Source organism: Edwardsiella piscicida (assembly GCF_021733145.1).
Taxonomy (GTDB): Bacteria; Pseudomonadota; Gammaproteobacteria; order Enterobacterales; family Enterobacteriaceae; genus Edwardsiella; species Edwardsiella piscicida.
Genome location: NZ_CP090968.1, coordinates 2,026,023 through 2,051,022, shown reverse-complemented (window position 1 = coordinate 2,051,022; position 25,000 = coordinate 2,026,023). Strand labels below are relative to the sequence as shown.

Below are 25,000 nucleotides of genomic sequence, written 5' to 3'. Positions count from 1 at the left end.
CCGCGCGTCGCTAGCGCGGGGTCGGTGCCTGCACCTCGATACGGTAGCTGTTTTTCCCCAGCGGTTCCCCCTGTGCATCATACAGCGTGGCGTAGAGCCACATATCCTGCTGGTCGCGGGGGGTTACCGTCAGCTGGCGCAGCCGCTGTCCGCTGTCGGCGGGCAGGGCAAAGGTCAACTCCCCCTGATTTAACACGATACCGCCCTGACGCAGCTGCCAAACCAGGCGGCTGTCGGGGTGGGCGCGCCAGGTATCGTTAATGGCCCACAGCGCGATCTGCCCCGGCTGGCCGGGGTGCCACTGCAGGGTGATCGGCTCAATGGAGGGCAGAATCGGCTGAAAGGCGCGCTGGAGGGCGAAGTACCCCGGCTTAGGCTGGCGGGTGTAGTCCACCACCGCCCAGTTGATCGAGGGCCAGCTCTCGCTGAACATGAACTGCATCAGGGTGGTGACCGGCTGAAAGCGCTGGCGGCGATAGCTCTCGGCGGCCAGCTGGATGATGTGCGCCTGATTCTGCTGGGTACGGGTGATAAAGTCGGCCAGATCGCGGCCCCGGTGCAGCCCGGCCAGCCCAAAGGCATTGCCGGGCTGGAAGTCATGGTACATCCAGACTCGCCAGGCGGGATCGCGGCCATCCTCGCTGGCCGGCCAGCGATCCGCCGGGGGAATGATGGTCTGCAGCGTCGGCAGAGAGGGCAGGGCCTGGGCGCCAAATTCGGTGATGATGGCGCTGTAGGCGGGCTTCAGCACATCGGTGACCTTACCGAAGTACCAGCCCTGCCAAAAGTGTTCATCGACCTTCGACCAAGGGTGCAGGCCGCGGGATCTATCCTGTCCCAGCGCCTCGGCGACCCGCTGAGCCAGATTCCGGTTCAGGTCTGGCCGCCAGTCGGCGAACAGATCCTTCATCCACGGGGCGTTGAACGGCGGTTCGTTCTGTCCGGCCCAGATAATGATGGAGGGATGAGAGCCAAACTGACGCACCAGCGCGGTGGCCTGTCGGGCGGCTTCGGCGGCGAAGGCGGCGGAGTCGTCATAGCCCCACTGCAGCGGCATATCCTGCCACAGCATCATGCCCAGTTCGTCGGCCTGACGGTACAGCGCCTGTCCGGCGACGTGGGCGTGGACGCGCACGGTGTTGACGTTGGCGCGCTTCATCATCAGCAGATCGCGGCGATAGTCCGCGGCGCTGACCTGGCCGAGCCAGGGCGAGGCGATGTAGTTGGTGCCGCGCAGGAAAATCCGCTTGCCGTTGATATACCAGGCTTTGGTCTGCGCATTCTGGCTGAACTGGCGGATGCCGGTGATCTGCGATGTGCTGTCCATCACGCCCTGCGCATCGCGCAGCGCGACGCGGACGTGGTACAGCGCGGGATAGCCATAGCCGTCGGGCCACCAGCGGACGACCCGCGGCAGCGGCAGCTGGGCCTCGACCTCGCCGTCGCGCCGCAGGGTCAGCGGCAGCGTCAGGCGGTAGGTGCGCCCGACAAAATTGTAGGGCGTCATCTGCAGCGTCAGCGTGGCCGGCAGCGTCTCCTGGGCGCGGTAGTCCAGACGCAGCGCCAGCGAGGCCTGCTGGCCATCGGCGGAGAAGGTCGGGGTCAGCAGCAGATTATCGATGGCGGCCCGGCGGCTGATTTTCAGGCTGACGGGCTGCCAGATGCCGCCGGAGTTCGCATCCTGCCCCTGCGCCGACCAGGCGCCGCCGGGACGCGTGTCGTGCTGGGTCAGGATACCCTTGATGCTCTGTTTGTGCAGCGGCCAGGCGCGCCCCGGCGTTTCAAAGGGGCTGTCGACGCGCACCAGCAGGCGGTTGTGGCGCCGCAGCGCCGGCGCCGCGTCCAGTGCGAAGCGCTGGAAATAGCCCTGATGGGCGCCCAGGTAGCGCTGGTTGAGCCAGACGTCGGCCCGGTAGTCGACGCCGTTAAAGATCAGCGTGGCCATGCGGTCTGGCGCCAAGGGCGGCAGGGTAAACTCGCGCTGGTACCAGAGGGCGCCCTGGTGATCGATCCCCTGGCTGTACCAATTGGCGGGAACCCGCAGCGTCCGCCAGGCTTCGCCCTGCTGGCGCAGGGTCTCGGGCGTGCTGAAGGGGGGATTGGCGTCGTGGGTCTGCCAGGCGCCGTCCAGGCTCAGCGTCTGGCTGGCGCCGGGGCGCGGCAGCAGACTCAGCAGCAGCGTCAGCGCGGTGATCGGCGTTCGGGTCATGTGCGCTCCTTGGCGTAGTAACGTTAACGTCCTTCCTGGGGCAGACAGCGCCGCGGCCAGTTCAGGGGCTCGCGCAGCTGGCTTTCCAGATAGCCGGGCGGCGGCAGGCGGTCGATCAGCGGGCCGTTGTTCTGCTTATACAGCAGAGACTCCAGCACCATGGCGTTGGTGCTGAGCGTCATCACCGGATTGTATTCGCCGCTGCGCTCAAAGCGACCTTCGTACCAGCCGCGCCGATCGTCCCGCGGCCAGCGCCCCAGCTGCATCAGGGCATCGGTATAGGGGCTATCCCACAGCACCCACAGGCCGAACAGCGCCCGGGTTGCGGTCAACGCCAGCTCGGGGCGGAACTCTCCCCCCTCCGTCAGTACGTTCCAGGGATAGCCGTTGGCGAAGACGGCGTTATCGACCCGCCAGGGCGCGCGGTTGAGCGCATAGTCTGCACGCGCCGTCAGGATACCGTCGCGCTGCCAGCGCCAGGCCTGCGCCTGGTATACCGACTGGGCGCGCGACCTGAGATCCTGCAGGGTGAGCGAAGCCTTGCCCGGCGGCGACCAGTTGAACTCCAGACCGGCCAGCAGATAGGGGGTCGAGTCGACGCTGAGGTTGCCGCCGCCCAGGCGGGGATCCCGGTCTGCCGTCGCGATGGAATTGGGGCCGATGATGGCGTGCTTATAGGGCGGCGCCGCACTGAGCGGGGCATCAAAACCCCACAGCCCCATCGCGGCGGCGGCGTATTGGCTTTGGGCCAGATTGGCGATAGGGCGGGTTTGCCAGTGATTCTGCCGCCACTCGCCGTCCTGCAGCGCCCCCTGCGGGGTCAGCATAGGGCAGAAGTTCCACCCCATGACGATGCGATCGATAAAGCCGCCGTACTGCGGCGCCGCCAGCGTGACCAGCCGCAGCCCCAGCAGCAGGCGGGCGATGTCGCCGGCTGACCAGCCGTCGTCGGCGGGCTGGCGCGCCCCGTTCACCATGGTCAGCCGCTGGCTGTCGTAGTAGCGGTTGGGCAAGCCGGCGCCGTTTAAGGGCAGACGGGAGAGGGTGGCCAGCAGCGCGGAGAGGCGCCGGTCAAACTCCTCGGCCTCCAGCAGCCCCAGCCGCTGCGCCGCGACCAGCGCCACCAGGGTATCGCCCATCTGCGCCGGGGTGGTCAGCGGATAGTTGTCCTGGCCGTTGACCAGCCCGGTGTCGGGCTGGGTGTTGTTCTGGAAATAGCGCCAGGCGATGGTCGCCCACTGGCGCTCGTCGGGGGTAAGCTGCCCCAGTCGGCCCGCGTGGTGCCAGCCTCCCTGGCTGAGGTAGCGCCAGCCCGTCTCCAGCGCCGTCGGCGGCGCCGACAGCGACCAGGCCGTCAGCGCCAGGATAGCGATCGCGGCTGCGCCGATCAGGGTTTTAAGCATGATGCGCTGACCGGCGGCAGTTGGATGGGGGCGTCCAAGGTGCAGGCGGCGCACTGGCAGCTCGGGCAGGCCGGCGCGGCGCGCAGGGCGATCCCCTGCTGTTTACACCAGCTGCTCTGATGGGGCGTCGCCGACAGGTAGGGGCGATTATGGGTCCGGTTGCTTTCATCAAAGGCGTTCAGCAGGGTTTTATCCCACAGCGACGGGGCGGCGCCATCGCCGCCGGCGCGCGCGGGGGCGAACAGGCTACCCTGTTTTTTAAACAGCAGGGCCTCCAGCATGATACCGTTGTTGTTGGCGGTGAATTCACGGATCGGGCCGCTGCCGTTTTCGTACAGCCCCTCGTAAAAGCCTTTGGGCGCGTCGTTGGCATTCTCAATGGTGCTGAACAGCAGATCGGTATAGGGGGACTGCCACAGCGCCCACATTCCCAGCGCCGCCTTCAGGGAGACGGCCGCATCCTCCGGCGTGTATACCCCTTTGTCGGTGATGGTATTCCAGTCGTAGCCGTCGGAGAAGACCGTGTCATAGACGAAGTAGGGGGCGCGATCCAGCTGGTGTTCGGAGCGGGCGGTCACGATCCCGGCTATCTGGTAGCGGTTTTCCTGCGCCTGATAGACGCGGTTGGCGAAGTCATGCATCCACGGGTGGTTCTCCTTGCCATCGGCCGCGCGCGCGGCGCCGGCCTTATTCCAGCCCAGCTCGATGCCATACAGCACATAGGGCTCGGTGGTGACATAGTTGTGCTGCTGGGTCGGTCTGGGATCGCGCGCATCGTAGGGGACCAGCACGCAATAAATATCGGCCAGCTGGTAGGGCTCCGCGCGGGAGGCCTGGCAGGTGTTAAACCCCCACAGCTGGAAGCCAGCGGCGGCGTACTCCTCGTAGCCCAGGCGTCCCTCCTGCACGTAGAGCGGCTGATTTTTTCCGTCCAGCACGGCGCCATACAGGGTGCCGCAGGGATCGATGATATGGCTAAAGTCCCAGCGCAGCACCAGATTGTCGATATCGTTGGCGTATTCGGGATAGCGATCTTTGATGATTTTCAGCCAGATCAGCATGCGCCCCAGATCCAGCGCGGAGTAGCCGATTTCGCCCGGCTGGTTGATGTAGTTCACCTTCTGGGCGGTCAGGGTGTTATAGGCCTTATTCGGCGCCTGTCCCTGAAACAGATCCAGGTTATTCAGGGTGGCCAGCAGCTTAATCATGCGCTGATCGAAGGTGGCTTTATCCACCAGCCCCAGCTCGCGCGCCGCCGTCAGCGCCGCTATGTACGACGCCGTATCCCACATGGTGGTCGAGGGGTAGGCGTTGGCCGCGTTAACCAGCCCGGTGGTCGGCTGATAGTTGGTGACGAAGTAGGACCAGGCCTTCTGGGCGACCGCCATCTCCTGCGGCGTCAGATCGCCGTGGCGCGGCGGGTAGCCGGCCGCCGGCAGAATGGTTTCAGCTCGCGCGGCGGCGCCGCCCAGGATCAGCAGCAGCGCCAGCCACAGCAAGCCGATCAGGCGCAGGAGGGAACGTGGGTGCGGCATGGGCAGTGACATAGGCATTCCTTATTGCATCTGTATTCCCGCAGGGGGGGCGGAGAGCGGCGGATCGTCGGGCTGGCAGTAGGCACAGCGCAGCGGTCCCTGTATTTGGTATAGCAGACTTTCCAGGATTAGGGCGTTGGTGGCGGCGCTCAGGGTTGGACTGACGCTGCCGTCCAGGCGGAGGCCATCATGCCACCCGCGGCCAGGCTGCAGCAGCGGCAGAACCTGCTGTCGCTGCCGTTCGCTCCACGGGGTGCCCAGCAGGGCGTACCAGCCGAAGGCGGCCTTGGCCGAAAACAGCAGCGGGGGCGGCGTGGTCGTGGGGCGGACGCTCAGCGCGGCGAGCGTGGGCGACTCGCGATCGTCAAAGATAAAGTTTTTGCCCGTCTGCGGGTTATAGCGGCTCTCCTGCGCCAGCACCATGCGCCAGGTGACCGCCGCATTGTCGAGGCTGAATCCATACTCCAGCGCCGCCAGGATGTAGGGCTGCACGAAGATCAGCGGGTGGTCGGTCTGGCGTAGGGTGATCAGCGCATCGTAGGGCAGCACCATGCCGTCGATATTAACGGTGGGCTGATCGCTCAGCGGTTGCTGCAGCGTAACGGCGGCGCTGGGGGTGATGCCGCCCAGCGTCGCCTGGGCGTACAGGCGGTAGCCGAGCCCGGGGCGGTCATTCAGCCCGATCAGGCGCCAGCGCGGGGTATCGCGCAGGGCGAAGGGGGCGTAGGGGCGCTGGCGAAACATCTGTGCCAGCGGCCAGTCGGCGAGCAGACGGTTGATCGCCGCGCCGTGTTCGGGATAGCGGGCGGCGCAGATCTGCAGCGCGCTGAGCAGGCGCCCGATGTCGTTGGCGGACCAGGTGACCCCGTCATCGGTCTGCGGTGACAGGGGCTGCAGGGTGGCGCTGTGGTAGTACTGCCAGGGCATTCGCTGCGCCGAGCGCGGCAGGGCGGCGAGCGCCTGCAGCGTCGCATCCAGGCGCCGATCCAGCTCGGCCTGACCGATGATCCCCAGCCGCTGGGCGGCCATCAGCGCCATCAGCTGATCGCCGCTGCTCCACAGGCTGGCGTAGGGCTGGCGATCGACGGCGTTGACCAGCCCGCTGGGCTGGGTGTTATTGATGAAGTATTGCCAGGCGATGCGCGCCCAAATGGCCTCTTGAAAGGTCAGGCCGCGCGTCGCGGGCAGCTGGGGAAAGTCGCCGCCGAGGGTCTGCAGGGTCAGCGGAATGGGCGGCGGCGGCTGGTGGCGCTCGATATGCAGCACGATGGCGAGGGCCAGCAGAAAACCGCACAGCGTGGCGATATAGCTTCTGGCGCGCAGCAGGTGGGTCGATAGCCTCATATCAGCGCTCCCCGCCTTCGGCGTCTTCCGCCGGCGGCTGCCAGAGGGCGGCGCTGATCATCGGCAGCATCGCCAGGATGTTCATACCGCCCCAGAAGATATTGATGATATAGCCGGAGGGATCGCGGATGTTCCCCAGCGCCAGCTGGATCGCACCCCAGGTCAGCCCCAGCAGAGTCAGGGTGACGATGGCCAGCTGTGGCTTGATCAGGCTGAGAAAGTTGCCCTGCTGCCGCTCCTTGGGCGTGACGCGAAAGCGGATCTTCTCCCCGCGCAGCACGGTATCCAGCGCCCGGAGATTCATGGAGAACAGGGCCAGATAGCTGGCTTTGCCGTTCCAGGAGGCGATCCCCCAGGTGCCGAACATAAACGCCAGCTCGCACAGCACCAGGTACGGCACAAAGTGCAGATAGAACGGGGTGGAGTAGGTGGAGAGCGGCGGGATCCCGCTGAACAGGTAAACCAGCGGCGCAATCAGGAAAATCAGGTTCCAGAGGCAGGCCAGATAGGACCAGAAGGTGGCGCCGTACAGCAGCTTCTGCGCCAGCGACAGGCGGATTTGCCGGCTGTGCAGTACGCCGTCGTGCAGCAGAATATCCAGTGAACCGGCGGCGTATTTAAAGCGCTGGATCATCCAGGTCTGCAGATCCTGCGGCGAGAGCATTTTGGACTCGACCTGCGGGTGCAGCACGGAGCGCCAGGGGTGCTCAAGGTCGCCGTGCAGCATGATCGAGGTATAGATATCCTCCGAGACGTGAAAACGGTAGGGCATCAGCTCCATATCATAGGCGACGTGGGGCAGCATGGCCTGCTGCAGATCCCGGCGTAGCTGCGGATCGTCCACCGCGTGGGTATGGCGATCGATCTCGTATTCGATATCCATCGCGTATTGGCGCAGGGCGGTCTGCATGATGGCCTCACGCCGGTGCAGCGAGGCCGCGCCGCAGCAGAACGAGGCATAGGCCCAGTTGCGGCGACGCTGGATCACGTCGTAAAACATCTGCGGATCGTTCATGAAGGGATCTTCGCCGACGCGCAGGGGACCGACCAGCCGCTCGATCAGTCGCCCGGTCAGCGCGCCGACGCGCCCGGCCTTGCGCGCCAGCCAGTGCGGCAGCGGCGTGCCCTGCGCCAGATCGTAAAACCACTGCGGGGTCTGTACCCAGGCGACGTTCGGATCGCAGAAATAGCCCAGCGTGTGCGTCAGCAGGGTGGGAAAGACCCGGGTGTCGGCATCGCAAATGACGATAAAGTCGCCGTCGGTCTGCTCAATGCCGTTACGCAGGTTGCCGGCCTTGAAGCCCGCGTTATTGTCGCGGGTCAGGTAGTTGACGCCCTCCTGCTCGGCCACCTGGCGCATGGCGTCGCGGCGGCCGTCGTCCAGCACGTGGATTTTATACTCCAGGGGATGCGGGTAGTCGATCCGCTTGGCATCCTGAATGGAGAGACGCACCAGCTCGGGGTCTTCGGAGTAGGTGGCGATAAACAGGTCGACCTTCAGCGGGCGCGCCGCGATCCCCTCGGGGTCGGCCAGACACTGGCGGATATCGTCGGGGGCCGGATGCGGCAGAGGGTCCCGCACCTGCCAGAGGTTGATGGTAAACAGACAGGTGCCGATATAGGCCAGGGTTTCGGCCAACGCCAGCGGCACGGAGTACCAGAGCGCGTCGTAATTGAGGGAGTCCATCCAGCGCCAGCGAATATAGTTGGCCCCCAGCAGCAGGGCCGCCACGATCAGCATTTGCCAGAGAAAGTTTATCCAGGGATGGTTGATCAGAGGGGGCGGGGGACGCCGCGCTTCAAACGGTGAAAAATAAAAGTGCATGGCAGTCTCCCCGGATCCTTCGCATGATGACAGCGCTTTACCGTATCAGTGTAGCGTAGGCTTAACAGGCGGCAAGGCGACGGGCAGGATAAATCGTTCGCGCCGATGAGGATGCTATATCCCCTATCGGCGCGGCGGAGACGGACCGGCGAATCCCGCGAGGCGGGGGCGGTGGAAAGGGCGCCGGGCGCCTATATTATTATGCCACCCTGCTGATTAAATAGAATATTTCACAAAATGGCGCGGCGCCGGCGATTGTTTAACATCGCCGTCATCTGTGCCGCGGTGAAAATAGCGCGGGATTTGCCGTCGGGCACCTTGATATATAATCTGACGGCGGTGTTTTTACTTATTATCATACGGTTAGTTGTGTTTTCTTATCAAATATAATACATGGCTATTTATCCACGTAAGTAATTAACAGCCTAAAAAATACACCGGATAGATAAATTTATACGCTGATTCGATAAAGTCGCTTTTAACTGTATGGGGGCGCTGCCATAATAATTTTTTCGTCATCTGGAGCAGATAATTATGTCCGATAGTCATCAGCAAGACGAAGGAAAAGCAAAGCCGCTAGGCGTGTTGGCGATGACGCTATTAGTCATCAGCGCGATGTTTGGCGGTGGTGTTTTTAATATCCCGCAAAATATGGCGCAGTCGGCCGCGCTGGGGGCGATATTAATCGCATGGGTTATCACCGGGGTGGGTATATTTACTCTGGCGAGAACCTTTCAAATTCTCTCTGCGATTCATCCGGAAATGACCTCCGGGATCTATATGTATTCTCGCGCCGGCTTCGGTAAGCTGACCGGGTTTCTTATCGCCTGGGGATATTGGATGTCCGCCGCGTTTGGTAACGTGGGCTATGCCGTACTATTGATGGATGCGCTGAACTTCTTTTTCCCTCCCTATTTCAAAGGCGGTAATACCTGGCAGGCGATTACGGTTGCCTCGGTCATTATCTGGGGACTGAGCATACTGGTGATGCGGGGGGTGAAAGGTACCTCGGTGCTGAATAATATCGGTACGATCGCGAAGTTTATACCGATTCTGCTGTTTATCGCTATCCTACTTTTCTTTTCATTTCATCACCATATGCTGACCATCGACTTCTGGGGCGAGGCGTATAACCGCGCGCTGCACGATAAGCCGCTGGGCGATATCTTTGACCAGATCCGCAGCACCATGCTGGTGACGCTGTGGATGTATATCGGGATTGAGGGGGCGGTGGTGATGTCAGATAAGTCTGACGAGCGGACGGTCAGCCGCGCCACGATCCTCGGCTTTATCATTGCTACCGTTCTGTTCGTGCTGGTCAGCATCATTCCGTTCGGCGTGTTCTCCCAGGGCGAACTGGCCACGATGTCACCCCCTTCGACGGCGGCGATCCTGGCGTCGCTGGTGGGGAAATGGGGCGGCGTCTTTATCAATATTGGCGTGATTATCGCGCTGCTCTCCTCGTGGCTGGTATGGACGCTGTTGGTTGCCGAACTCCCCTGGGCCTGCGCCAAAGATGGGACCTTTCCAACGTTCTTTTCTACGCTGAATAAAAACGGCGTCGCCTCCCACTCGCTGTGGGTATCCACCCTCATCATGCAGGCGGCGATGCTGTTGGTCTTCTTCTCCAATAATGCCTGGAACGTGATGCTCTCTATTACCGGGGTGGTTATCCTGCCGGCATATATTGGCTCCGCGGCATTTCTCTGGAAGGTGATGGCGACCGGAAAATATCCGCCCAAGGCCAGCTGTGGCCGCGCCAATGCGTTTATTACCAGCGCGATCGCAACGCTGTTTGGTATTTGGTTGGTCTACGCCGCGGGGCTGTCATTTATTCTGGTGGGCTGCGCTATTTACGCCGTTGGACTGATCGTGTTTATCGTCGCACGTAAAGAGCAGGCGCCCCATGAAGCGGTATTTACGCGCTGGGAGATTCTGTTCGCACTCTTTATTGTTATCGCCGCCGTCGTTGGGCTATGGATGTTGCTGACGGGACACTTACCGCAAGTCTACAGCATGTCATAATCCACCCATTAATAGTGAGGTTGTTATGAATAGTAACGCTAAACCCTGTAAAAAGACCTACACGGTAGGGAAATGGATGCCCTCTGATCAGCGGACGCTTCACAGCTGGATGCTAAAGATCATGAATAAGGCCGAGCAGCAAACGGGGCCGCTGCTGCCGGTTATTGCATCGTTTAAACAGTTTATTGAAAACGACCCTAAAGCATTTATGCTGTTTACGCAGATGTTTGATCAGGTATCGGAAAAAGATCACCCCCTTTCCCCGGTGGGATTACCCCAGGTGCGCGATTACCAGCATATGCTCGCGCTGATGAATGTGATTATGACCCATGCGCCAGAGTTTGATGAGAGCGGGCTGGTGGGCTTTCCGTTTAACGCCATTCTTAACTGGTCGATGGCAACGCAGGGCGGCTGGAGCGGTTTTCTGGATGCACGCATCAACCAGCATATCAAAACGATCCTTGACGCGTGGGCCGTGTTCCTAAGCTCTGCCGACAGCACCTACGTACTGAGCGAGGATCCGCGCTCCGGCTGGTTTGGCGAGGATGCGCGCAGGGCAATGCCGACCTTTGCCTCGGACTTTATCTGCGATCCCACGCTGCCGCACTATGGCTTTACCTCATGGGATAATTTCTTTACCCGTCAGTTTCGCGAGGGGGTGCGGCCTGTCGCGGAGCCGGACAATGACGACGTGATCGTCAATGCGTGCGAGTCGGCGCCCTACCGCCTGGCCCGCCGTGTCCAGCTGCGCGATCGGTTCTGGATCAAGTCACAGCCCTACGCGCTGCAGTTTATGATGGATAACGATGCGCTGGTCAGCCACTTTGTCGGCGGCACTGTCTATCAGGCCTTCCTCAGCGCGCTGAGCTACCATCGCTGGCACGCGCCGCTCTCCGGTAAGGTGGTCAAGGTGCGTGTGATCCCCGGCAGCTACTACTCCGAGACCCTCAGCGAGGGCGACGACGCCGCCGGGCCGAATGCCTCTCAGGGCTATATCACCGAGCTGGCCACCCGCGCGCTGGTCTTCATTCAGGCGGATAATCCCAAAATTGGACTGTTTTGCTTTATGGCGGTCGGAATGGCCGAGGTCTCCACCTGCGATGTGACGGTGTATGAAGGGCAGCATGTCAAGAAGGGCGAACAGATAGGGATGTTCCACTTCGGCGGCTCGACCCACTGCCTGTTCTTCGGGCCGCAGGTCAATATCGAGTTCGATCTCGGGGGCCAGACGCCGGGTCTGGAGAGCCACAATATTCCGGTCAATCACCGCTTGGCGACGATCGTCGGCTGATCGCTGGCGCAGAGTGTCGGGGCGTCTCCTGCGGCACTCCGCGCCGCCCGCGTAAGTTGGCTTTTTTTCACTCTGTTTCTACACTGCAAAGAGGGCGGCGACGCGGAGTGGATGAAGAGTGCCATGCTGATGACGGGGATACGCAGAGAAGGGGTGAGGGGGCTGGGGTATCTGCGCCGCTGGCGCTATGTGCCGGACGGCCCGCGCGATCTGCGCATCGACTTTATGCGCGGCATTGCGCTGATGCTGATGATCGTCACGCACGTTGAGATTATCTCTGTCTTTAACCTGTTTACCTCAGAGCGCTTTGGCTTTACCACCGGCGCCGAAATCTTTGTCATTCTGTCCGGCTTTGTGCTGGGGCAGACGAAGCGCCGCCAGCTGCAGCACAGCGATATGCCGACCGTCTCCTACTCCCTGCTGCGCCGGGCGGTGACGCTGTATGCGGTGAATATCGTGATCATTGTGTCGGTGTTGGCCCTCAGCCAGCTACCGTGGCTCAATAGCTTTGAGGTAACCCATTTTACCCAGCGTCACGATGAGCTGATCTATTCCCTCTATCCGATTGCCGCGCAGTCGCGCGAAGCCTGGCTTAACCAGATCCTCTTTTTACAGATAGGGCCGCAGCAGACGCAGATCCTGGGGCTCTATTTTTATCTGCTGCTGGGGACGCCGCTGGTGGTGTGGATGCTGCAGCGGGGGTACGGCGGCGCGCTGTTTATCATTTCGCTGGAGCTGTACATCGCCTATCAGCTGTATCCCGTGGATATTATCGATGCGCAGTTCGAGTATGCCTTTCCCCCGCTGGCCTGGCAGTTTATCTATACGCTGGGGGTGATGTGCGGCTGGTATAAAAGCGAGCTGCAGTCGCTGGCGAAAACGCGGCCCGGCAAACGGGTGATCGGCCTGATGATGGTCATATTTCTGGTGCTGTTCTTCGTGATCCAGAATAATACCAACCCCTTTATCCCCGCCCGCTTCTTTCTGCACGTGCTGCCCGACTACCGCTTTGACTATATCAACAACGTGCTGGCGGGAAAGAATGAGCTGGGGCTGCTGCGGGTGGTGAACGACGCCTGCCTGCTGCTGGCCCTGTATCTGCTGCTGAGCTATCTGTGGCTGCCGATCAGCCGCGCCGTCGGCTGGTTTTTTATTCTGATGGGGCAGAACTCGCTGTATGTCTTTATTTTGCATCTGTACGTCGTGATGGCGATCAGTCAGTGGGTGCGCTTCGGCCTCTGGCAGCATGCCTGGCTGGAGAATACGTTGACCCACGGACTGGCGCTGGCGGTGCTGTGGCTGATGGCCCGCTTCGGTATTCTGCGGCGGCTTGTTCCTAACTGATATGGCCGCTTACGTCGGCGGCGTTGTCTTTTTCTGCGGGCGTGGAAAACGGACGTCGATTTTTATCTATTTTTACCAGAATAAGATAGTGGCACGGGGAACCGTTACGCGATTTAGCATTACGGGCTGTGATTATCTTTTGGCCTATCTAGAATAACGCTAAGGCATAGCGTAGCGCTCGATATGTGCGGCACGCTCAGGGCGACCCTGCGCCGTAGGGGCGCTGGCGGGGCACACCGCGTCGCCGCGACGTGCAGGCCGCGTCACGCGGGGATTTCGTGTGATTATCGTCACCGGTTGGGTCGGGCGGCGCGTCGTACGGGGGCACGCGCGAGGCGATGGCGAAACGTGACTTTATTTGTCCCCGTATCAGTAAAGGTTAATTAGTAATACAAATATATTTTTCCTATAGCCCTAACGAAAATAACTGGTTGTTATTATTTTTCCTCCGGCCAAATACTATCGATAAAGCACCAACGCCTACTGAACAATCTGATAAAACGGGAATTTATTATGTCTACAACGGTTATCGAATATGTGCTGTCACGGCTATATGAGTTGGGTATTCATGACATTTTCGGCGTTCCGGGGGATTACGCCTTCCCGATTGAGGATGCCATCTGTGCGGACAAACGCCTGCGCTGGATAGGCAACTGTAATGAGCTGAACGCCGCCTATGCGGCCGATGCCTATGCCCGCACCCAGGGCCTGGCCGCGCTGAGCACCACCTTTGGCGTGGGTGAGCTGAGCGCAATAAACGGCATCGCCGGCGCCTGCGCCGAGTCGGTCACGCTGTTTCACCTGGTCGGCATGCCGGCCAGCCACGTCCAGGCGCAGGGGGAGCGGGTGCACCATACGCTGGGCAACGGCTACTTTACGGCGTTCTATGAGGCCACGGCCTCCTTTGTCTGCGCCCGCGCTATTATGACGCCGGAAAACTGCATCGCCGAGACCGAGCGTCTGATCGCGGCGGCGCTGCGCTACCGTAAGCCGGTGTATATGGCTTTTCCCAGCGATTACGCCACGATGCCGATCGTGGTGAGCGCCGCGCCGCAGCCGGTAGCCCCCGTCAGCGATCCGCTGACCCTGAACGCGGTGATCGATGTTATCGCCGAGCGGCTGAATAACAGCGATAGCGTCTGCGCGCTGCCGGGGATTTATCTGGCCCGCCACGGCGCACAGAAGGCGGCGACGGCGCTGATCGACGCCGCTAACCTGCCGTTTGCCACCATGATGATGGATAAGTGCGTGATCGATGAGTCCCATCCGAACTACGTTGGGATGTATGTCGGTCAGCTGATGGACCAACGGGTACGCCAGTTTGTGGAGAGCAGCGATTGCGTACTGCAAATCGGCACCATCATGAGCGACTTTAACACCGGGGCGTTTACCTCGAACCTGGACGAGGCGCAGTGCATCAGCGTAGAGCCGGAGTCGGTCCGTATCGGTAAGGCGGTCTATGAAAACGTGCTGATGAAGGATGTGCTGAACGGACTGGTGGGGCGGGTGACCCGCCGGGCCCGCCGTCACGATATGCCGACGGTGCAGGGGATCCCCGCGGTGAGCGGCAGCGGCAAGCTGACCGCGGAGTACCTCTACGCACGCTGGCAGCAGATGCTGAAGCCGAACGATCGGCTGGTGGCGGAGACCGGCACCACCTCCATGGGGCTGGCGTTCGCCCAGATGCCGCAGGGCGCCGTATTTTATCAGCAGACCCTGTGGGGCTCCATCGGCTGGGCGACGCCGGCGGCATTCGGCGTAGCGATGGCGGAGCCGGAGAAGCGCACCATTCTGATCACCGGCGAAGGCTCGCACCAGATGACGGCGCAGGAGATCGGCCAGTTCTATCGCTTTGGCCTGAAGCCGCTGATCTTTGTGGTGAACAACAGCGGTTATCTGGTCGAGCGTATGCTGTGCAAGGACGGCGACATCTACTACAACGATCTGGCGCAGTGGGACTACAGTCAACTGCCGGCGGGGCTGGGCTGCCGCGATTGGTTTACCGCCCGGGTGACCACCTGCGAGGCGCTGGATGAGGCGATTCGCCATGCCGAAGCCGGTGACTGCGGCGCCTATATCGAGGTCGTCACCGATAAGTATGTCACCTCTGAGCTGCTGGAGAAGATGCACGGCGCGCTGACGTCGCTCTACTCCGCCTGAGGCGCGGGGCGGCCATCGGAGGATGGCCGCTTGTTTCATTACGGCTCCTCGCACAGGCGCTCAGTCGAGCGCCTGTGCGAGGTCTGCCTGCAGATCGGCGACATCTTCGATGCCGACCGACAGGCGGATGAGCTGGGGAGCGATGCCGCGCGCCAGCCGCTGCGTCAGCGGGATCGAGGCGTGGGTCATGCTGAAGGGCTGACAGACCAGGCTCTCCACGCCGCCCAGGCTCTCGGCCAGGGTAAACAAACGCAGCCGCCCGATGCGCTGAGCGACCTGTTCGGCATCGCCGCGCAGCACGCAGGAGATGATGCCGCCGGGGTGGCGCATCTGCCGCTGCGCCAGCGCGTACTGCGGGTGGCTTGGCAGGCCGGGATAGTAGACGCGCTCGACGCTCGGGTGCTGCGCCAGCCACTGCGCCAGCGCGCTCGCATTGGTGCTGTGGCGCTCCATGCGCAGGGCCAGGGTGCGGATCCCGCGCAGCGTCAGGAAGCTACTGAACGGGTCAAGTACGGCGCCGAGGGCGTTGTGCAGATAGGCCAGACGCTCGGCCAGCGGCGGGTTGTCGCCCACCACGGCGAGCCCGGCCAGTACGTCGGAGTGACCGTTGAGGTACTTGGTGGCCGAGTGCACGACGATATCAAACCCGCTCTCCAGCGGCCGCTGCAGCGCCGGAGAGGCAAAGGTATTGTCGGCGACGCAGAGCAGATCGTGGCGCTGCGCCAGCGCGGCGATGGCGCGCAGATCCGCCAGCTTCAGCAGGGGATTGGTCGGCGTCTCTACCCAGATCATCTTGGTCTGTGGCCGAATGGCGGCCTCGATTCCCGCCAGGTCGTCGGGGCTCACCCAGCTGACCTGCAGCCCGGCGCTGCGACTGCGCACGCACTCCAGCAGGCGCCAGGTGCCGCCGTAGACGTCGTCCAGCGCGATGATGTGGCTGCCGCTGTCCAGCAGCTCCAGCACCGTGGCGATAGCCGCCAGCCCAGAGGCAAAGGCATAGCCCTGTCGTCCCCCCTCCAGCTCGGCGATAGCCTGCTCCAGCGCCTGGCGCGTGGGGTTGCCGCTACGGGCGTATTCAAAGCCGCGGTGCTCGCCCGGCGCGCGCTGGGCAAAGGTTGAGGTGGCATAAATCGGCGGCATTACCGCGCCATAGGCGTCGTCATGGCTGCCGCTGTGTACGCTTTGGGTCGCAAACTGACGCATGGCGTCTCCTTAACAACGGTGGGCTAAATCAGCTGGTTTTGGCTGAGCCACTGGGGGTTAAACATCTTGGACAGATACTTGTTGCCGCTGTCGCAGGCAAAGGTCACCACGCGCTGAGCACGGGGCTGCGCCTGACAGTAGCGCAGCGCCGCGGCGAGCAGGGTGCCGGTGGAGGAGCCGGCCAGCACCCCTTCGCGGCTCAGCAGGGCGCGGGCGGTGGCAATCGCCTCCCGATCCGGGATGCGGTAGACCTGGCTGATCGCCTCCGTCTTCATCAGCGGGGGAATAAAGTCCTCGCCGATCCCTTCGACCAGCCAGCTGCCCGCCGCCCGGTGGCGGCCGTGCTGCACCGCGTCGGCCAGGATCGATCCGCAGGGATCGGCGAGGATGAAGCGGGTGTGCGGCGAATAGCGGGAAAAGAAGCGGTGCAGGCCGTGGAGCGTACCGCCGGAGCCAACGCCAACCACGATGGCGTCGATCCGGCCACCGGTCTGGCGCCAGAGCTCGCGGGCGGTGGTCTCCTCGTGGGCCGCGGGGTTGGCCGGGTTAGCGAATTGGTCGATATACAGGCTGCCCGGCGTCTGCTCGGCGAGGCGGCGGGCATAGTCCTGATAGTAGTCAGGATGACCTTTGCCCACGTCGGAGCGGGTCAGCCGAACGTCGACGTCCAGCGCCCGCAGATGGGCGATCTTCTCTCCGCTCATCTTGTCCGGCACCACCAGGATCAGGCGGTAGCCCCGGTGGGCGGCAATCAGCGCCAGCCCCAGTCCGGTATTGCCCGCGCTGGCCTCGATCAGGGTTCCGCCGGGGCGCAGGGCGCCGCTGCGCTCCGCCGCGCTGATCATCGACAGGGCGACGCGATCCTTAATCGAGCCGCCGGGATTGTGATTCTCCAGCTTTAGCAGCAGCTCGCAGGGGCCGCTGTCGAAGCGCGATAGGCGCAGCAGCGGCGTATTGCCAATTAAATCCAGTAGGGAGTCCGTGATCATAAGGGGCCCGGGTGAGTGAGCGGTAGTCCGGACTATAGCGTGGCGCGGTTAGCTCGCTAAAGAATATAAAGTAAACAGTTAGAACGGAAATGAATATGACTCGGGCGCCGGGCGTGCGGCGAAAGCCCCCTTGACCTTCCCCTTAGGGGAGGGATTAGGATTATCTGCAGTATCCCACCGAACAGGAGCGTTGTATGAAAACGATAGCGTTAGCGAGCGCGTTATTACTGGCCGCTGCCGCGGCGCCCGCGCTGGCGGCCGATCTGCCCGCAGAGCAGGCGGCGGCGATGCACCATGAGCTGCACGGTGCCATGGGCACCATGCATGAGGATATGATGAAGGGCATGATGAGCAACGATCCCGATGTGGCCTTCGCCGCCGGGATGCTGCCGCACCATATCGGCGCCGTTGAGATGGCCAAGGTCGAGCTGAAGTACGGTAAAGATCCGCAGATGCGTCAGCTGGCGAAAAGCATCATTGCCTCTCAGGAGAAAGAGATCAACGAGATGAAGGCGTGGCTGGCCGCCCATCCGGACGCCAGCGCGCGCAGGTAATTTCTCCCTCCCCCTCGGGGCGCCGTATGCCGCGCGTGAGCATACGGCGCCGCGCTCCCGCTAGCCCGCCGGGCTGCCGCCCGCGGCGGCGCATCACATGCCGATAGCCAGCCCGATCCCGTAGACGATGATAAACCCGCTGAACCCGAGCAGGGTGGTTAGCAGCGTCCAGCTTTTCAGGCCGTCGGCCACCGACAGCCCAAGATAGCGGGTGACGATCCAGAACCCCGAGTCGTTGATGTGCGATGCGCCCAGTCCGCCGAAGCAGGCGGCCAGGGTGACCAGAACGCGCGGTAGCGGATCGAGTCCGGCGGCGGCCTCTGCCAGCAGGCCGGCGGTGGTCAGGATGGCGACGGTCGCCGACCCCTGCGAGGCGCGCAGCGCCAGTGAAATGATGAAGGCGGCGGGCAGCAGCGGCAGCGCCATGGCCTGTAGCGTAGCGGCCAGCGCGGCGCCGACCCCGGACGCCACGAGCACCCGTCCAAAGACGCCGCCGGCGCCGGTCACCAGGATCACGACCGCCGCCGTCGGCAGCGCGCTGCCCATGACGTCGCCGGTATGCGGCAGACTCCAGCCGCGGCGCAGCGCCAGCAGCCAAAAGGCCAGCAGCAGGGCTATCATCAGCGCCGTGGCCGGGGCGCCCAGCAGCTGCAGCGTGCCGAGCAGGGGGTGATCGGCCGGCATCAGCGTCGCCGAGACGGTGCCGATCATGATAAGCCCGATGGGAACCACGATGAGCCCGACGATCAGCGCGGCGCTCGGCGGATTGATACGATCGGACTGCGGCGGGGCGTTGCCCGCGTCGGCGGGGGTGAGCTGCATCTGTTCCAGCACCTCGATGGAGAGCGCGTAGCGGCGTCGGCTGAGCCACTTGGCCGCGTAATAGCCGATGACGCCCAGCGGAATGGACACCGCCAGACCGATAAGGGTCAGCCAGCCGACGTCTGCCGCCAGCAGCCCGGCGGCGGCGACCGGCCCGGGGTGGGGCGGCAGCGCCACGTGCACCGTCAGCATCACCGCGGCCACCGGCAGGCCGAAGGTGAGCGGCGATGTCCGGGCGACCTTGGCAAAGCCGTAGATGATGGGGGCCAGGATGATAAAGCCGACGTCAAAGAACACCGGGATCCCGAGGAAAAAGGTCGCCAGCGTCAGGGCGGCGACGGTGCGGTTCGGCCCCAGACGGCGGCTGAAGCCGTTGGCCAGCGACTCTGCGCCGCCGGAGCGCTCGACCATTTTGCCCAGCATGGCGCCGAGGCCGATGATCATGGTGACCGAGCCGAGGACGCCCCCCATGCCGGCGATCATCACCTTGGTGACCTCGCCGGGCGGGATACCGCTGGCCAGCGCGACGAGAAAGCTGACCAGCAGCAGGGCGACAAAGGGCTGTACCCGTAGACGGATGACCAGCCACAGTAACAAGATCACCCCGAGCAGGGCGATGGAGAGTAGCGCGATGGTTGACATGCTGTCGGCCTCCTGTGGTGATGCACCGCCGTGCGGCGGGCGTTGGGCGGGATCCGATGCCCCGCGGGGCGTGGCTAGCGCAGGGCGGTCAGCCAGCCTAGCCCAGAGAGCGTCTCGGCGCGCGGGGTATATTCACAGCCGACCCAGCCCGTGTAGCCCACCTGATCCAGCAGGTTGAAAATATACGGGTAGCTGATCTCTCCCTCGTCCGGCTCGCGGCGGTCGGGCACCGAGGCGATCTGGACGTGGCCATAGCGTCCGGCAGCGTCCCGGATCAGCTGGGTGAGGTTGCCATCGACCCGCTGGGCGTGAAAGAGATCCAGCTGAATGGTGAGGTTGGGGCGATCCACCTCATCGACGATCGCCAGCGCCTGGTACTGACTGGAAAACAGATAGCCGGGTTTGATGCCGGGGCTGAGGGCCTCCACCAGGATCTGTTTGCCGTGGTCGGCAAAGCGGTCGGCGGCGTAGCGCAGATTGCGAATAAACGCCCGGCGGCAGGCGGCGGGGCGCTCGCCCGGCGGAATGACGCCCGCCATGACGTGGACCCGCTGACACCCCAGCGCCTGTGCGTAGGTCAGCGCCAGATCGATGTCGGCGCGGGCGGCGGCCTCGGCGCCCGGCAGCGCGCTCCGCCCCCACTGCCCCGCGTTGGCGTCGCCCGGCGGGGTATTGAATAGCGCCAGGGTCAGGTGGTGAGCATCCAGTCGGCGGCGGAGATCGGCCGCCGTCAGCCCGTAGGGGAACAGGAACTCCACGGCGTGAAACCCCGCCTGTGCGGCGGCGGCAAAGCGCTCCGTAAAGGGGTATTCACAGAACATCGTCGATAGGTTGGCGGCAAAACGCGGCATGATCAGCTCCTCAGCTGGGCGATGTGCTCAGCGCTCAGATAGCGGACGGGGTGACGGGCCAGAATGAAAACCAGCCTGGCCGTCGCTTCAAGCTCCTCGGCGTTGTTGACGGCCTCCTGCAGGCTGTCGCCATAGGTCACGACGCCGTGGTTGGCCAACAGAAAGGCGCGGTGGTTGGGCGCCAGCGCGGCCAGCGCATCGGCCAGCCGGGCGTCGCCGGGGCGGTGGTAAGGCACCACGGGCACATCGCCCACCCGCATGACCAGGTAAGGGGTCATGGGGCGGATGGCGCTGCGCGGATCCAGCCCCTCCAGGCAGGAGAGGGCGGTACACCAGGGGCTGTGCAGGTGGACTACGGCCTGACAGCGCGGGCTGTTTTGGTACAGGGCCAGATGGAAAGGGAGCTCCTTGGTGGGCTGGTCGCCGTCGCGCCATACGCCGTCGGCGCTCAGGTGCGACAGGCGCGGCGGTGACAGCCGCCCCAGCGAGGCGCCGGTGGGCGTCGCGAGCAGGCTGCCGTCCGCCAGGCGCAGCGACAGGTTACCGGCGGCGCCGGTGGCGTAGCCGCGCTGAAACAGCGAGGCGGCGAGCTGCACCATCTCAGTGCGCTGGGTTTGCATGGCGTCTGCGCGCTGCGTCATACGGGAAACGCCGACTGGGCATGGGTAAAGAACGCCTCGGCGCCGAAGTTGCCGGACTTCAGCGCCAGCGAAAGCGGCCGGTTCAGCGCGTTGACCCACGGCACGCCGGGGGCGATGGTGGGGCCGATGTAAAACCCGCTGACGCCGAGCGCCTGGGAGACCGCCCCGGCGGTCTCGCCCCCCGCGACGATGAAGCGCACGATCCCGCCGGCGGCGAGGCGTTCGCTCAGCGCGGAGAACAGCGCCTCTACCGCCTGGCTGGCCCGTGGGCCGTGCTGGGCATGCGTCTGCGTCAGCTGCTGCACGGACACCGTGGCGCTGAGCAGCGGCGCCGGGTCGGCGGCGGGCTGCGCCAGCGCCCACTCGCTCAGCTCATCGGCGTAGCGACGGCGCGCCTCCGGCGTCAGGCAGCGGTCGACCTCGATCTGTCGCCAGGGGGCGCGGGCGGCGTAGTGCGCCACCTGGCGCTGGGTCATGGCGGAGCAGGAGCCGGAGAGCACGATGGCCCGCCCGGCGCGCGGATAGCCGGCGTCGTGTGCCGCGGCTGCGCGGTGAGCCCAGCGGCGCGCCAGCCCGATAGCCAGCCCGGATCCGCCGGTGACCAGCGCCAGATCCGCCAACGCCTCGCCCTGAATATGCAGATGGCGCTCCTCCGTGGCATCCAGCACCGCATAGCGGTAGCCCTCTTGGCGCAGCGCCTCAAGGGCCTGTCGCGTTGCGTCGGCGCCGCGCGCCAGCGTCTGTAGCGGGATCACGGCGCAGCGCCCGCTGGCCTGGGCCTCCATCAGCCGGGGAAGGTAGCTGTCACGCATCGGATTCAGGGGGTGGTGGCGCATGCTGGACTCCGCCAGTAGCCTATCCATCACAAACAGGTAGCCCTGGTAGACGGTGCGCCCGTTGATCGGCAGCGCCGGAGAGAGGACGGTAAGGGGAAGCCGCAGGGCCTGCATCAGCGCGTCGGTGACCGGGCCGATATTGCCCTGCGCGGTGCTGTCGAAGGTGGAGCAGTATTTATAGTAGAACTGATGACACCCCTGGCGCTGCAGCCACGCCAGCGCCCGTAGCGCCTGGGCGATCGCCTGGTGGGGCGGGCAGGCGCGGATCTTCAGGCTGATGACCAGCGCCCGGCAGGTCGGCGGCGCCTCCTGCGACGGTACGCCGTTAAACTGTACCGTGGCGACGCCGTTCTCCACCAGAAAGCTGGCGATATCCGTGGCGCCGGTGAAATCATCGGCGATGACGCCCAGACGGCTCATGGGGCCTCCTTAGCGTCTACACCCGGCAGGGGAATACCGGCGAAGATCTTGATCACCGCGCTGTCGTCCTCCCGCCCGAGTCCGGCGCTGCTGGCGGCGGTAAACATGGTCAGGGCGGTCGAGGCCAGCGGCAGCGGAAAGCGCAGGGCGCTGGCCGTTTCGGCGACCAGGGTGAGATCCTTGACGAAGATATCGACCGCCGAGCGCGGCCGGTAATCGCCCGCCACGACGTGGCGCATACGGTCTTCAAACATCCAGGAGTTGCCCGCCGCGTGGGTGACGATCTGGTACATCTGCTCCAGCGGGATCCCGGCGCGCGCCGCCAGCGCCATGGCCTCGGCGGCGGCGGCAATATGGACGCCGGCCAGCAGCTGGTGGATGATCTTGACCGTGGCGCCCTGGCCGATGTCGTCGCCCAGGGGATATACCGTGGAGGCGATGGCGTCCAGCAGCGGCTGAAGGCGGGCAAAGGCCTGCTGGCTGCCGGCGGCCATCACGGTCAGCTCACCGGCCCGGGCCTTGAGCGCGCCGCCGGAGACCGGGGCATCCAGCGTCTCCAGATCGTAGGCCGCCAGAGCGGTGGCGATCTCGCGGGCGTCGGCGGCGGAGAGGGTGGTGGAGAGCATCACCGCCGTGCCGGGGCGCAGGTGACGCGCGAGGCCATTCTCCCCCAGCAGCACCCCTTTGGCCTGCGCGCCGTTGACGACCAGGATCAGCGCTGCATCCAGCTGCGCGGCAAAGTCGACGGCGCTGGCGGCGACATCGCGTCCGCCGTACCGCTGCAGCGTCTGGCGGGCGTCGGGATCGATATCGGCGCCATAGGTGATCAGTCCGGCGTCGATACAGGCGCGCGCGGCACCCATTCCCATCGCGCCGAGCCCCACTACGCCAACCCGGTAGGCTGTCGTCGTTGCCATAGTGCCCCTCCATGTTACTTAAAGTTAGTGGATGTTATTTTGTGTGAATATTAAGCGTGCTGGCGCGCGGCAACCGTGTTTATCCTCACAAATATTCACATATGCGTGAATATTTGTGAGATAGGGCGCTGCGATAGTAGCCCGGCTACACTGCGGTAAGATAAATGGCGTAAAATTGGCGAAAACAGACTAAGGAGGCACCGGTGATCCCTGCAGAGCGGCGACAGATGATCCTCACCATCGTGGCGGAGAAGGGGGTAGTAAGCATCGCGGAGTTGACCCGTCGTATGCAAGTTTCGCATATGACCGTGCGGCGGGATGTGCAGAAGCTGGAGGCGCAGGGGGCGGTGGTGGCGGTTTCCGGCGGGGTTCAGTCGCCGGCGCGCCTGGCCCAGGAGCCGTCGCATCAGGCCAAGACGGCCATGGCGGAGCGGCAGAAGCAGGCCATTGGTCAGCTGGCGGCCGGCCGGGTTGCCGCGGGCAGCTGCATCTATCTGGATGCCGGTACTACGACGCTGAGCATTGCCCGGCAGCTGACGGCGGTGGCCGATCTGACGGTGGTGACCAATGACTTTGTGATCGCCGATTTTCTAATGGATCACGGCAGCTGCACAATTATTCACACCGGCGGCGCGGTGTGCCGGGAGAACCGCTCCTGCACCGGCGAGGCGGCGGCGGCAATGCTGCGTAATGTGATTATCGATCAGGCCTTTATCTCGGCCTCTTCTTGGAGCCTGCGCGGCATTACCACCCCCGATGAGGCGAAGGTGTGCGTGAAGCGCGCGGTGGCGCAGGCCAGCCGTCAGCGGGTGCTGGTGTGTGACTCGACGAAGTATGGCCAGATAGCGACCTGGCTGGCCCTGCCGCTGGCGCAGTTTGAGCTGATCATCAGCGACGATGGGCTGCCGGAGGCGGCGGTGCGGGCGATGGCCCGGGCGGAGATCCCCCTAACGCTGGCGCGCGCCGCCGACGGGGAGGCATAGGCATAGGGCATGGCGGTATCGCCATGCCCAGGCCGGATCAGTCGCGCTTGACCCGCTGTGCGCCGAAGACGCCGCCGCGCTCTACGCTGTAGTCATCGATAAATTTGACTTCGCCGGCGGCGACTTCACCCTCTTTGCCATAGAAGCCGCCGATCAGGTGGCCGTTCACCGCGTTGCGCGGCGCGTTGACATGGTGCAGTCTGGCGCCGAAGGCGCCCTCCTCGCTGACGGTGTTGCCGCCATCGTCTCGGATAACGTAGTCGATATCGCGGGCTAGGCCGCTGCCCTTGATATTGCCGGTGATCTTGTTGTCCTGATAGTGCAGGCGGATGGCGGCCTCGCGCTGGATATCGAAGTGGTTATAAAACAGCGTGCCTTCATAGTCCGCCTGGGTTTCAGGGCGGTGCCTTTCGCTGGCGTTGACCGCGTAGACCAGGCTGCTGGTTGTCTGATCCTGATCGTCTTCATCCTGCGCCGTCTCGCGGTGGGTATAGGTGTGCACATGGCCATAGTAACCCGCCAGCTTGCCATCGGCATCGCGCAGCGTCAGGACTGTCTGATCGTTAATGGTGCGGCTATCCTTTTCATGGCGCTGGGGGAGGGGCGTGACCTCGATGGCGATATCGGTCCCCTCGACTTTAACGGTGAACTCGCTGTCGGGGCTGAGTGCGTCAAAACCGTATATCTTGATGGTGTCATGGGGGCCGATCTCCCGCAGCTGTGCGCGGTATACCGCCCCTGGCTCACCGAAGGCGGCGGCAGGGAGCGCGGCGGGGGGCACCTCGGGCGCTGCCGCAATGGCCTGAGAGGCGGGAGCCACCGGCGCGATGGGCTGGGAGGGCGGGGCTACCGGCGCGATGGACTGGGAGGCCGGGGCCACCGGCGCGATGGCCTGCGCCTGCGCGGCATCGCTACCGCCGCCGCCGCCGCCGCAGCAGGCGGTCAACAGCGCAGAGGATAAGAGTAAGAAGAGTGTGCTATAGCGTGGTTTCATTGTTATCCCTAT

General features: G+C 63.8%; 18 protein-coding genes and 1 pseudogene. 6 read left to right on the top strand and 13 right to left on the bottom strand.

The window, feature by feature from the left end; genetic code table 11:
- Window positions 1-10 precede the first annotated feature (10 nt).
- The 5 genes from L1P05_RS09310 to L1P05_RS09290 are packed head-to-tail and all read right to left on the bottom strand — an operon-like array spanning window position 11 to window position 8,316.
- The gene (locus L1P05_RS09310; protein ID WP_012848778.1) at window positions 11-2,209 is read right to left on the bottom strand and encodes a glycoside hydrolase family 2 protein; all 2,199 of its coding nucleotides are present in this window, start codon (window positions 2,207-2,209) and stop codon (window positions 11-13) included.
- 23 nt (window positions 2,210-2,232) lie between these two features.
- Window positions 2,233-3,612: a DUF3131 domain-containing protein gene (locus tag L1P05_RS09305; protein ID WP_012848777.1), complete on the bottom strand. Its 1,380-nt coding sequence runs from the start codon at window positions 3,610-3,612 to the stop codon at window positions 2,233-2,235.
- Window positions 3,597-5,159 (bottom strand): DUF3131 domain-containing protein, encoded by a 1,563-nt coding sequence (locus L1P05_RS09300; protein WP_012848776.1) that lies wholly within the window; start codon window positions 5,157-5,159, stop codon window positions 3,597-3,599. The genes L1P05_RS09305 and L1P05_RS09300 overlap by 16 nt, the downstream gene beginning before the upstream one ends.
- 9 nt (window positions 5,160-5,168) lie before the next feature.
- Window positions 5,169-6,491, bottom strand: a complete 1,323-nt coding sequence (locus L1P05_RS09295) for a DUF3131 domain-containing protein (RefSeq protein WP_012848775.1) — start codon at window positions 6,489-6,491, stop codon at window positions 5,169-5,171.
- A gap of 1 nt (window position 6,492) precedes the next feature.
- Window positions 6,493-8,316, bottom strand: coding sequence for a glycosyltransferase family 2 protein (locus tag L1P05_RS09290; RefSeq protein ID WP_012848774.1), 1,824 nt, complete (start codon window positions 8,314-8,316; stop codon window positions 6,493-6,495).
- A gap of 534 nt (window positions 8,317-8,850) precedes the next feature.
- On the opposite strand from L1P05_RS09290, the gene L1P05_RS09285 reads away from it, so the two are divergent.
- The 4 genes from L1P05_RS09285 (at window position 8,851) to L1P05_RS09270 (ending at window position 15,136) form a co-directional block, all read left to right on the top strand.
- Entirely contained in the window at window positions 8,851-10,341 is a 1,491-nt protein-coding gene (locus L1P05_RS09285; protein WP_012848771.1) for a basic amino acid/polyamine antiporter, read from the top strand.
- Between the two features lie 25 nt (window positions 10,342-10,366).
- Window positions 10,367-11,632 carry a phosphatidylserine decarboxylase family protein gene (locus L1P05_RS09280; RefSeq protein WP_012848770.1) on the top strand — a complete coding sequence of 422 codons (1,266 nt, stop codon included), beginning with the start codon at window positions 10,367-10,369 and terminating at the stop codon, window positions 11,630-11,632.
- Window positions 11,633-11,755: 123 nt separating this feature from the next.
- Window positions 11,756-12,976, top strand: a complete 1,221-nt coding sequence (gene opgC, locus L1P05_RS09275; protein WP_012848769.1) for an OpgC domain-containing protein — start codon at window positions 11,756-11,758, stop codon at window positions 12,974-12,976.
- Between the two features lie 513 nt (window positions 12,977-13,489).
- A complete protein-coding gene (locus L1P05_RS09270; RefSeq protein WP_012848767.1) occupies window positions 13,490-15,136 on the top strand; it encodes an alpha-keto acid decarboxylase family protein in 1,647 nt (548 codons plus the stop codon).
- 60 nt (window positions 15,137-15,196) lie between these two features.
- On the opposite strand, the gene L1P05_RS09265 is transcribed toward L1P05_RS09270, so the two are convergent.
- Both L1P05_RS09265 and L1P05_RS09260 read right to left on the bottom strand, forming a co-directional pair.
- Window positions 15,197-16,339 carry a trans-sulfuration enzyme family protein gene (locus tag L1P05_RS09265; RefSeq protein ID WP_012848766.1) on the bottom strand — a complete coding sequence of 381 codons (1,143 nt, stop codon included), beginning with the start codon at window positions 16,337-16,339 and terminating at the stop codon, window positions 15,197-15,199.
- Between the two features lie 26 nt (window positions 16,340-16,365).
- Window positions 16,366-17,328 (bottom strand): annotated as a pseudogene (locus L1P05_RS09260) (PLP-dependent cysteine synthase family protein); the annotation flags it as partial.
- A gap of 194 nt (window positions 17,329-17,522) precedes the next feature.
- On the opposite strand from L1P05_RS09260, the gene copM reads away from it, so the two are divergent.
- Entirely contained in the window at window positions 17,523-17,882 is a 360-nt protein-coding gene (copM, locus tag L1P05_RS09255; protein WP_012848764.1) for a CopM family metallochaperone, read from the top strand.
- Window positions 17,883-17,975: 93 nt separating this feature from the next.
- Here copM and L1P05_RS09250 read toward each other — a convergent pair whose 3' ends face one another.
- The 5 genes from L1P05_RS09250 to ltnD form a co-directional block, all read right to left on the bottom strand.
- Window positions 17,976-19,346 (bottom strand): GntP family transporter, encoded by a 1,371-nt coding sequence (locus L1P05_RS09250; RefSeq protein ID WP_012848763.1) that lies wholly within the window; start codon window positions 19,344-19,346, stop codon window positions 17,976-17,978.
- Window positions 19,347-19,420: 74 nt separating this feature from the next.
- Window positions 19,421-20,197 (bottom strand): HPr family phosphocarrier protein, encoded by a 777-nt coding sequence (locus tag L1P05_RS09245; protein WP_012848762.1) that lies wholly within the window; start codon window positions 20,195-20,197, stop codon window positions 19,421-19,423.
- Between the two features lie 2 nt (window positions 20,198-20,199).
- Entirely contained in the window at window positions 20,200-20,838 is a 639-nt protein-coding gene (gene otnC / locus L1P05_RS09240; RefSeq protein WP_012848761.1) for a 3-oxo-tetronate 4-phosphate decarboxylase, read from the bottom strand.
- A complete protein-coding gene (gene otnK, locus L1P05_RS09235; RefSeq protein ID WP_012848760.1) occupies window positions 20,835-22,094 on the bottom strand; it encodes a 3-oxo-tetronate kinase in 1,260 nt (419 codons plus the stop codon). Before otnK ends, otnC begins: the two co-directional genes overlap by 4 nt.
- Window positions 22,091-23,011, bottom strand: a complete 921-nt coding sequence (ltnD, locus tag L1P05_RS09230; RefSeq protein WP_012848759.1) for an L-threonate dehydrogenase — start codon at window positions 23,009-23,011, stop codon at window positions 22,091-22,093. Before ltnD ends, otnK begins: the two co-directional genes overlap by 4 nt.
- 203 nt (window positions 23,012-23,214) lie before the next feature.
- Here ltnD and ygbI point away from each other — a divergent pair, with 203 nt between their 5' ends.
- Window positions 23,215-23,994 (top strand): DNA-binding transcriptional repressor YgbI, encoded by a 780-nt coding sequence (gene ygbI, locus L1P05_RS09225; RefSeq protein WP_012848758.1) that lies wholly within the window; start codon window positions 23,215-23,217, stop codon window positions 23,992-23,994.
- A 37-nt stretch (window positions 23,995-24,031) separates the two neighbouring features.
- Here ygbI and L1P05_RS09220 read toward each other — a convergent pair whose 3' ends face one another.
- Entirely contained in the window at window positions 24,032-24,988 is a 957-nt protein-coding gene (locus tag L1P05_RS09220; protein WP_012848757.1) for a transferrin-binding protein-like solute binding protein, read from the bottom strand.
- Window positions 24,989-25,000 lie beyond the last annotated feature (12 nt).

Coding starts and splice junctions, on each gene's coding strand:
- L1P05_RS09310 (WP_012848778.1), bottom strand. CDS start 2,209: ATGACCCGAACGCCGATCACCGCGCTGACGCTGCTGCTGAGTCTGCTG.
- L1P05_RS09305 (WP_012848777.1), bottom strand. CDS start 3,612: ATGCTTAAAACCCTGATCGGCGCAGCCGCGATCGCTATCCTGGCGCTG.
- L1P05_RS09300 (WP_012848776.1), bottom strand. CDS start 5,159: ATGTCACTGCCCATGCCGCACCCACGTTCCCTCCTGCGCCTGATCGGC.
- L1P05_RS09295 (WP_012848775.1), bottom strand. CDS start 6,491: ATGAGGCTATCGACCCACCTGCTGCGCGCCAGAAGCTATATCGCCACG.
- L1P05_RS09290 (WP_012848774.1), bottom strand. CDS start 8,316: ATGCACTTTTATTTTTCACCGTTTGAAGCGCGGCGTCCCCCGCCCCCT.
- L1P05_RS09285 (WP_012848771.1), top strand. CDS start 8,851: ATGTCCGATAGTCATCAGCAAGACGAAGGAAAAGCAAAGCCGCTAGGC.
- L1P05_RS09280 (WP_012848770.1), top strand. CDS start 10,367: ATGAATAGTAACGCTAAACCCTGTAAAAAGACCTACACGGTAGGGAAA.
- opgC (WP_012848769.1), top strand. CDS start 11,756: ATGCTGATGACGGGGATACGCAGAGAAGGGGTGAGGGGGCTGGGGTAT.
- L1P05_RS09270 (WP_012848767.1), top strand. CDS start 13,490: ATGTCTACAACGGTTATCGAATATGTGCTGTCACGGCTATATGAGTTG.
- L1P05_RS09265 (WP_012848766.1), bottom strand. CDS start 16,339: ATGCGTCAGTTTGCGACCCAAAGCGTACACAGCGGCAGCCATGACGAC.
- copM (WP_012848764.1), top strand. CDS start 17,523: ATGAAAACGATAGCGTTAGCGAGCGCGTTATTACTGGCCGCTGCCGCG.
- L1P05_RS09250 (WP_012848763.1), bottom strand. CDS start 19,346: ATGTCAACCATCGCGCTACTCTCCATCGCCCTGCTCGGGGTGATCTTG.
- L1P05_RS09245 (WP_012848762.1), bottom strand. CDS start 20,197: ATGCCGCGTTTTGCCGCCAACCTATCGACGATGTTCTGTGAATACCCC.
- otnC (WP_012848761.1), bottom strand. CDS start 20,838: ATGACGCAGCGCGCAGACGCCATGCAAACCCAGCGCACTGAGATGGTG.
- otnK (WP_012848760.1), bottom strand. CDS start 22,094: ATGAGCCGTCTGGGCGTCATCGCCGATGATTTCACCGGCGCCACGGAT.
- ltnD (WP_012848759.1), bottom strand. CDS start 23,011: ATGGCAACGACGACAGCCTACCGGGTTGGCGTAGTGGGGCTCGGCGCG.
- L1P05_RS09220 (WP_012848757.1), bottom strand. CDS start 24,988: ATGAAACCACGCTATAGCACACTCTTCTTACTCTTATCCTCTGCGCTG.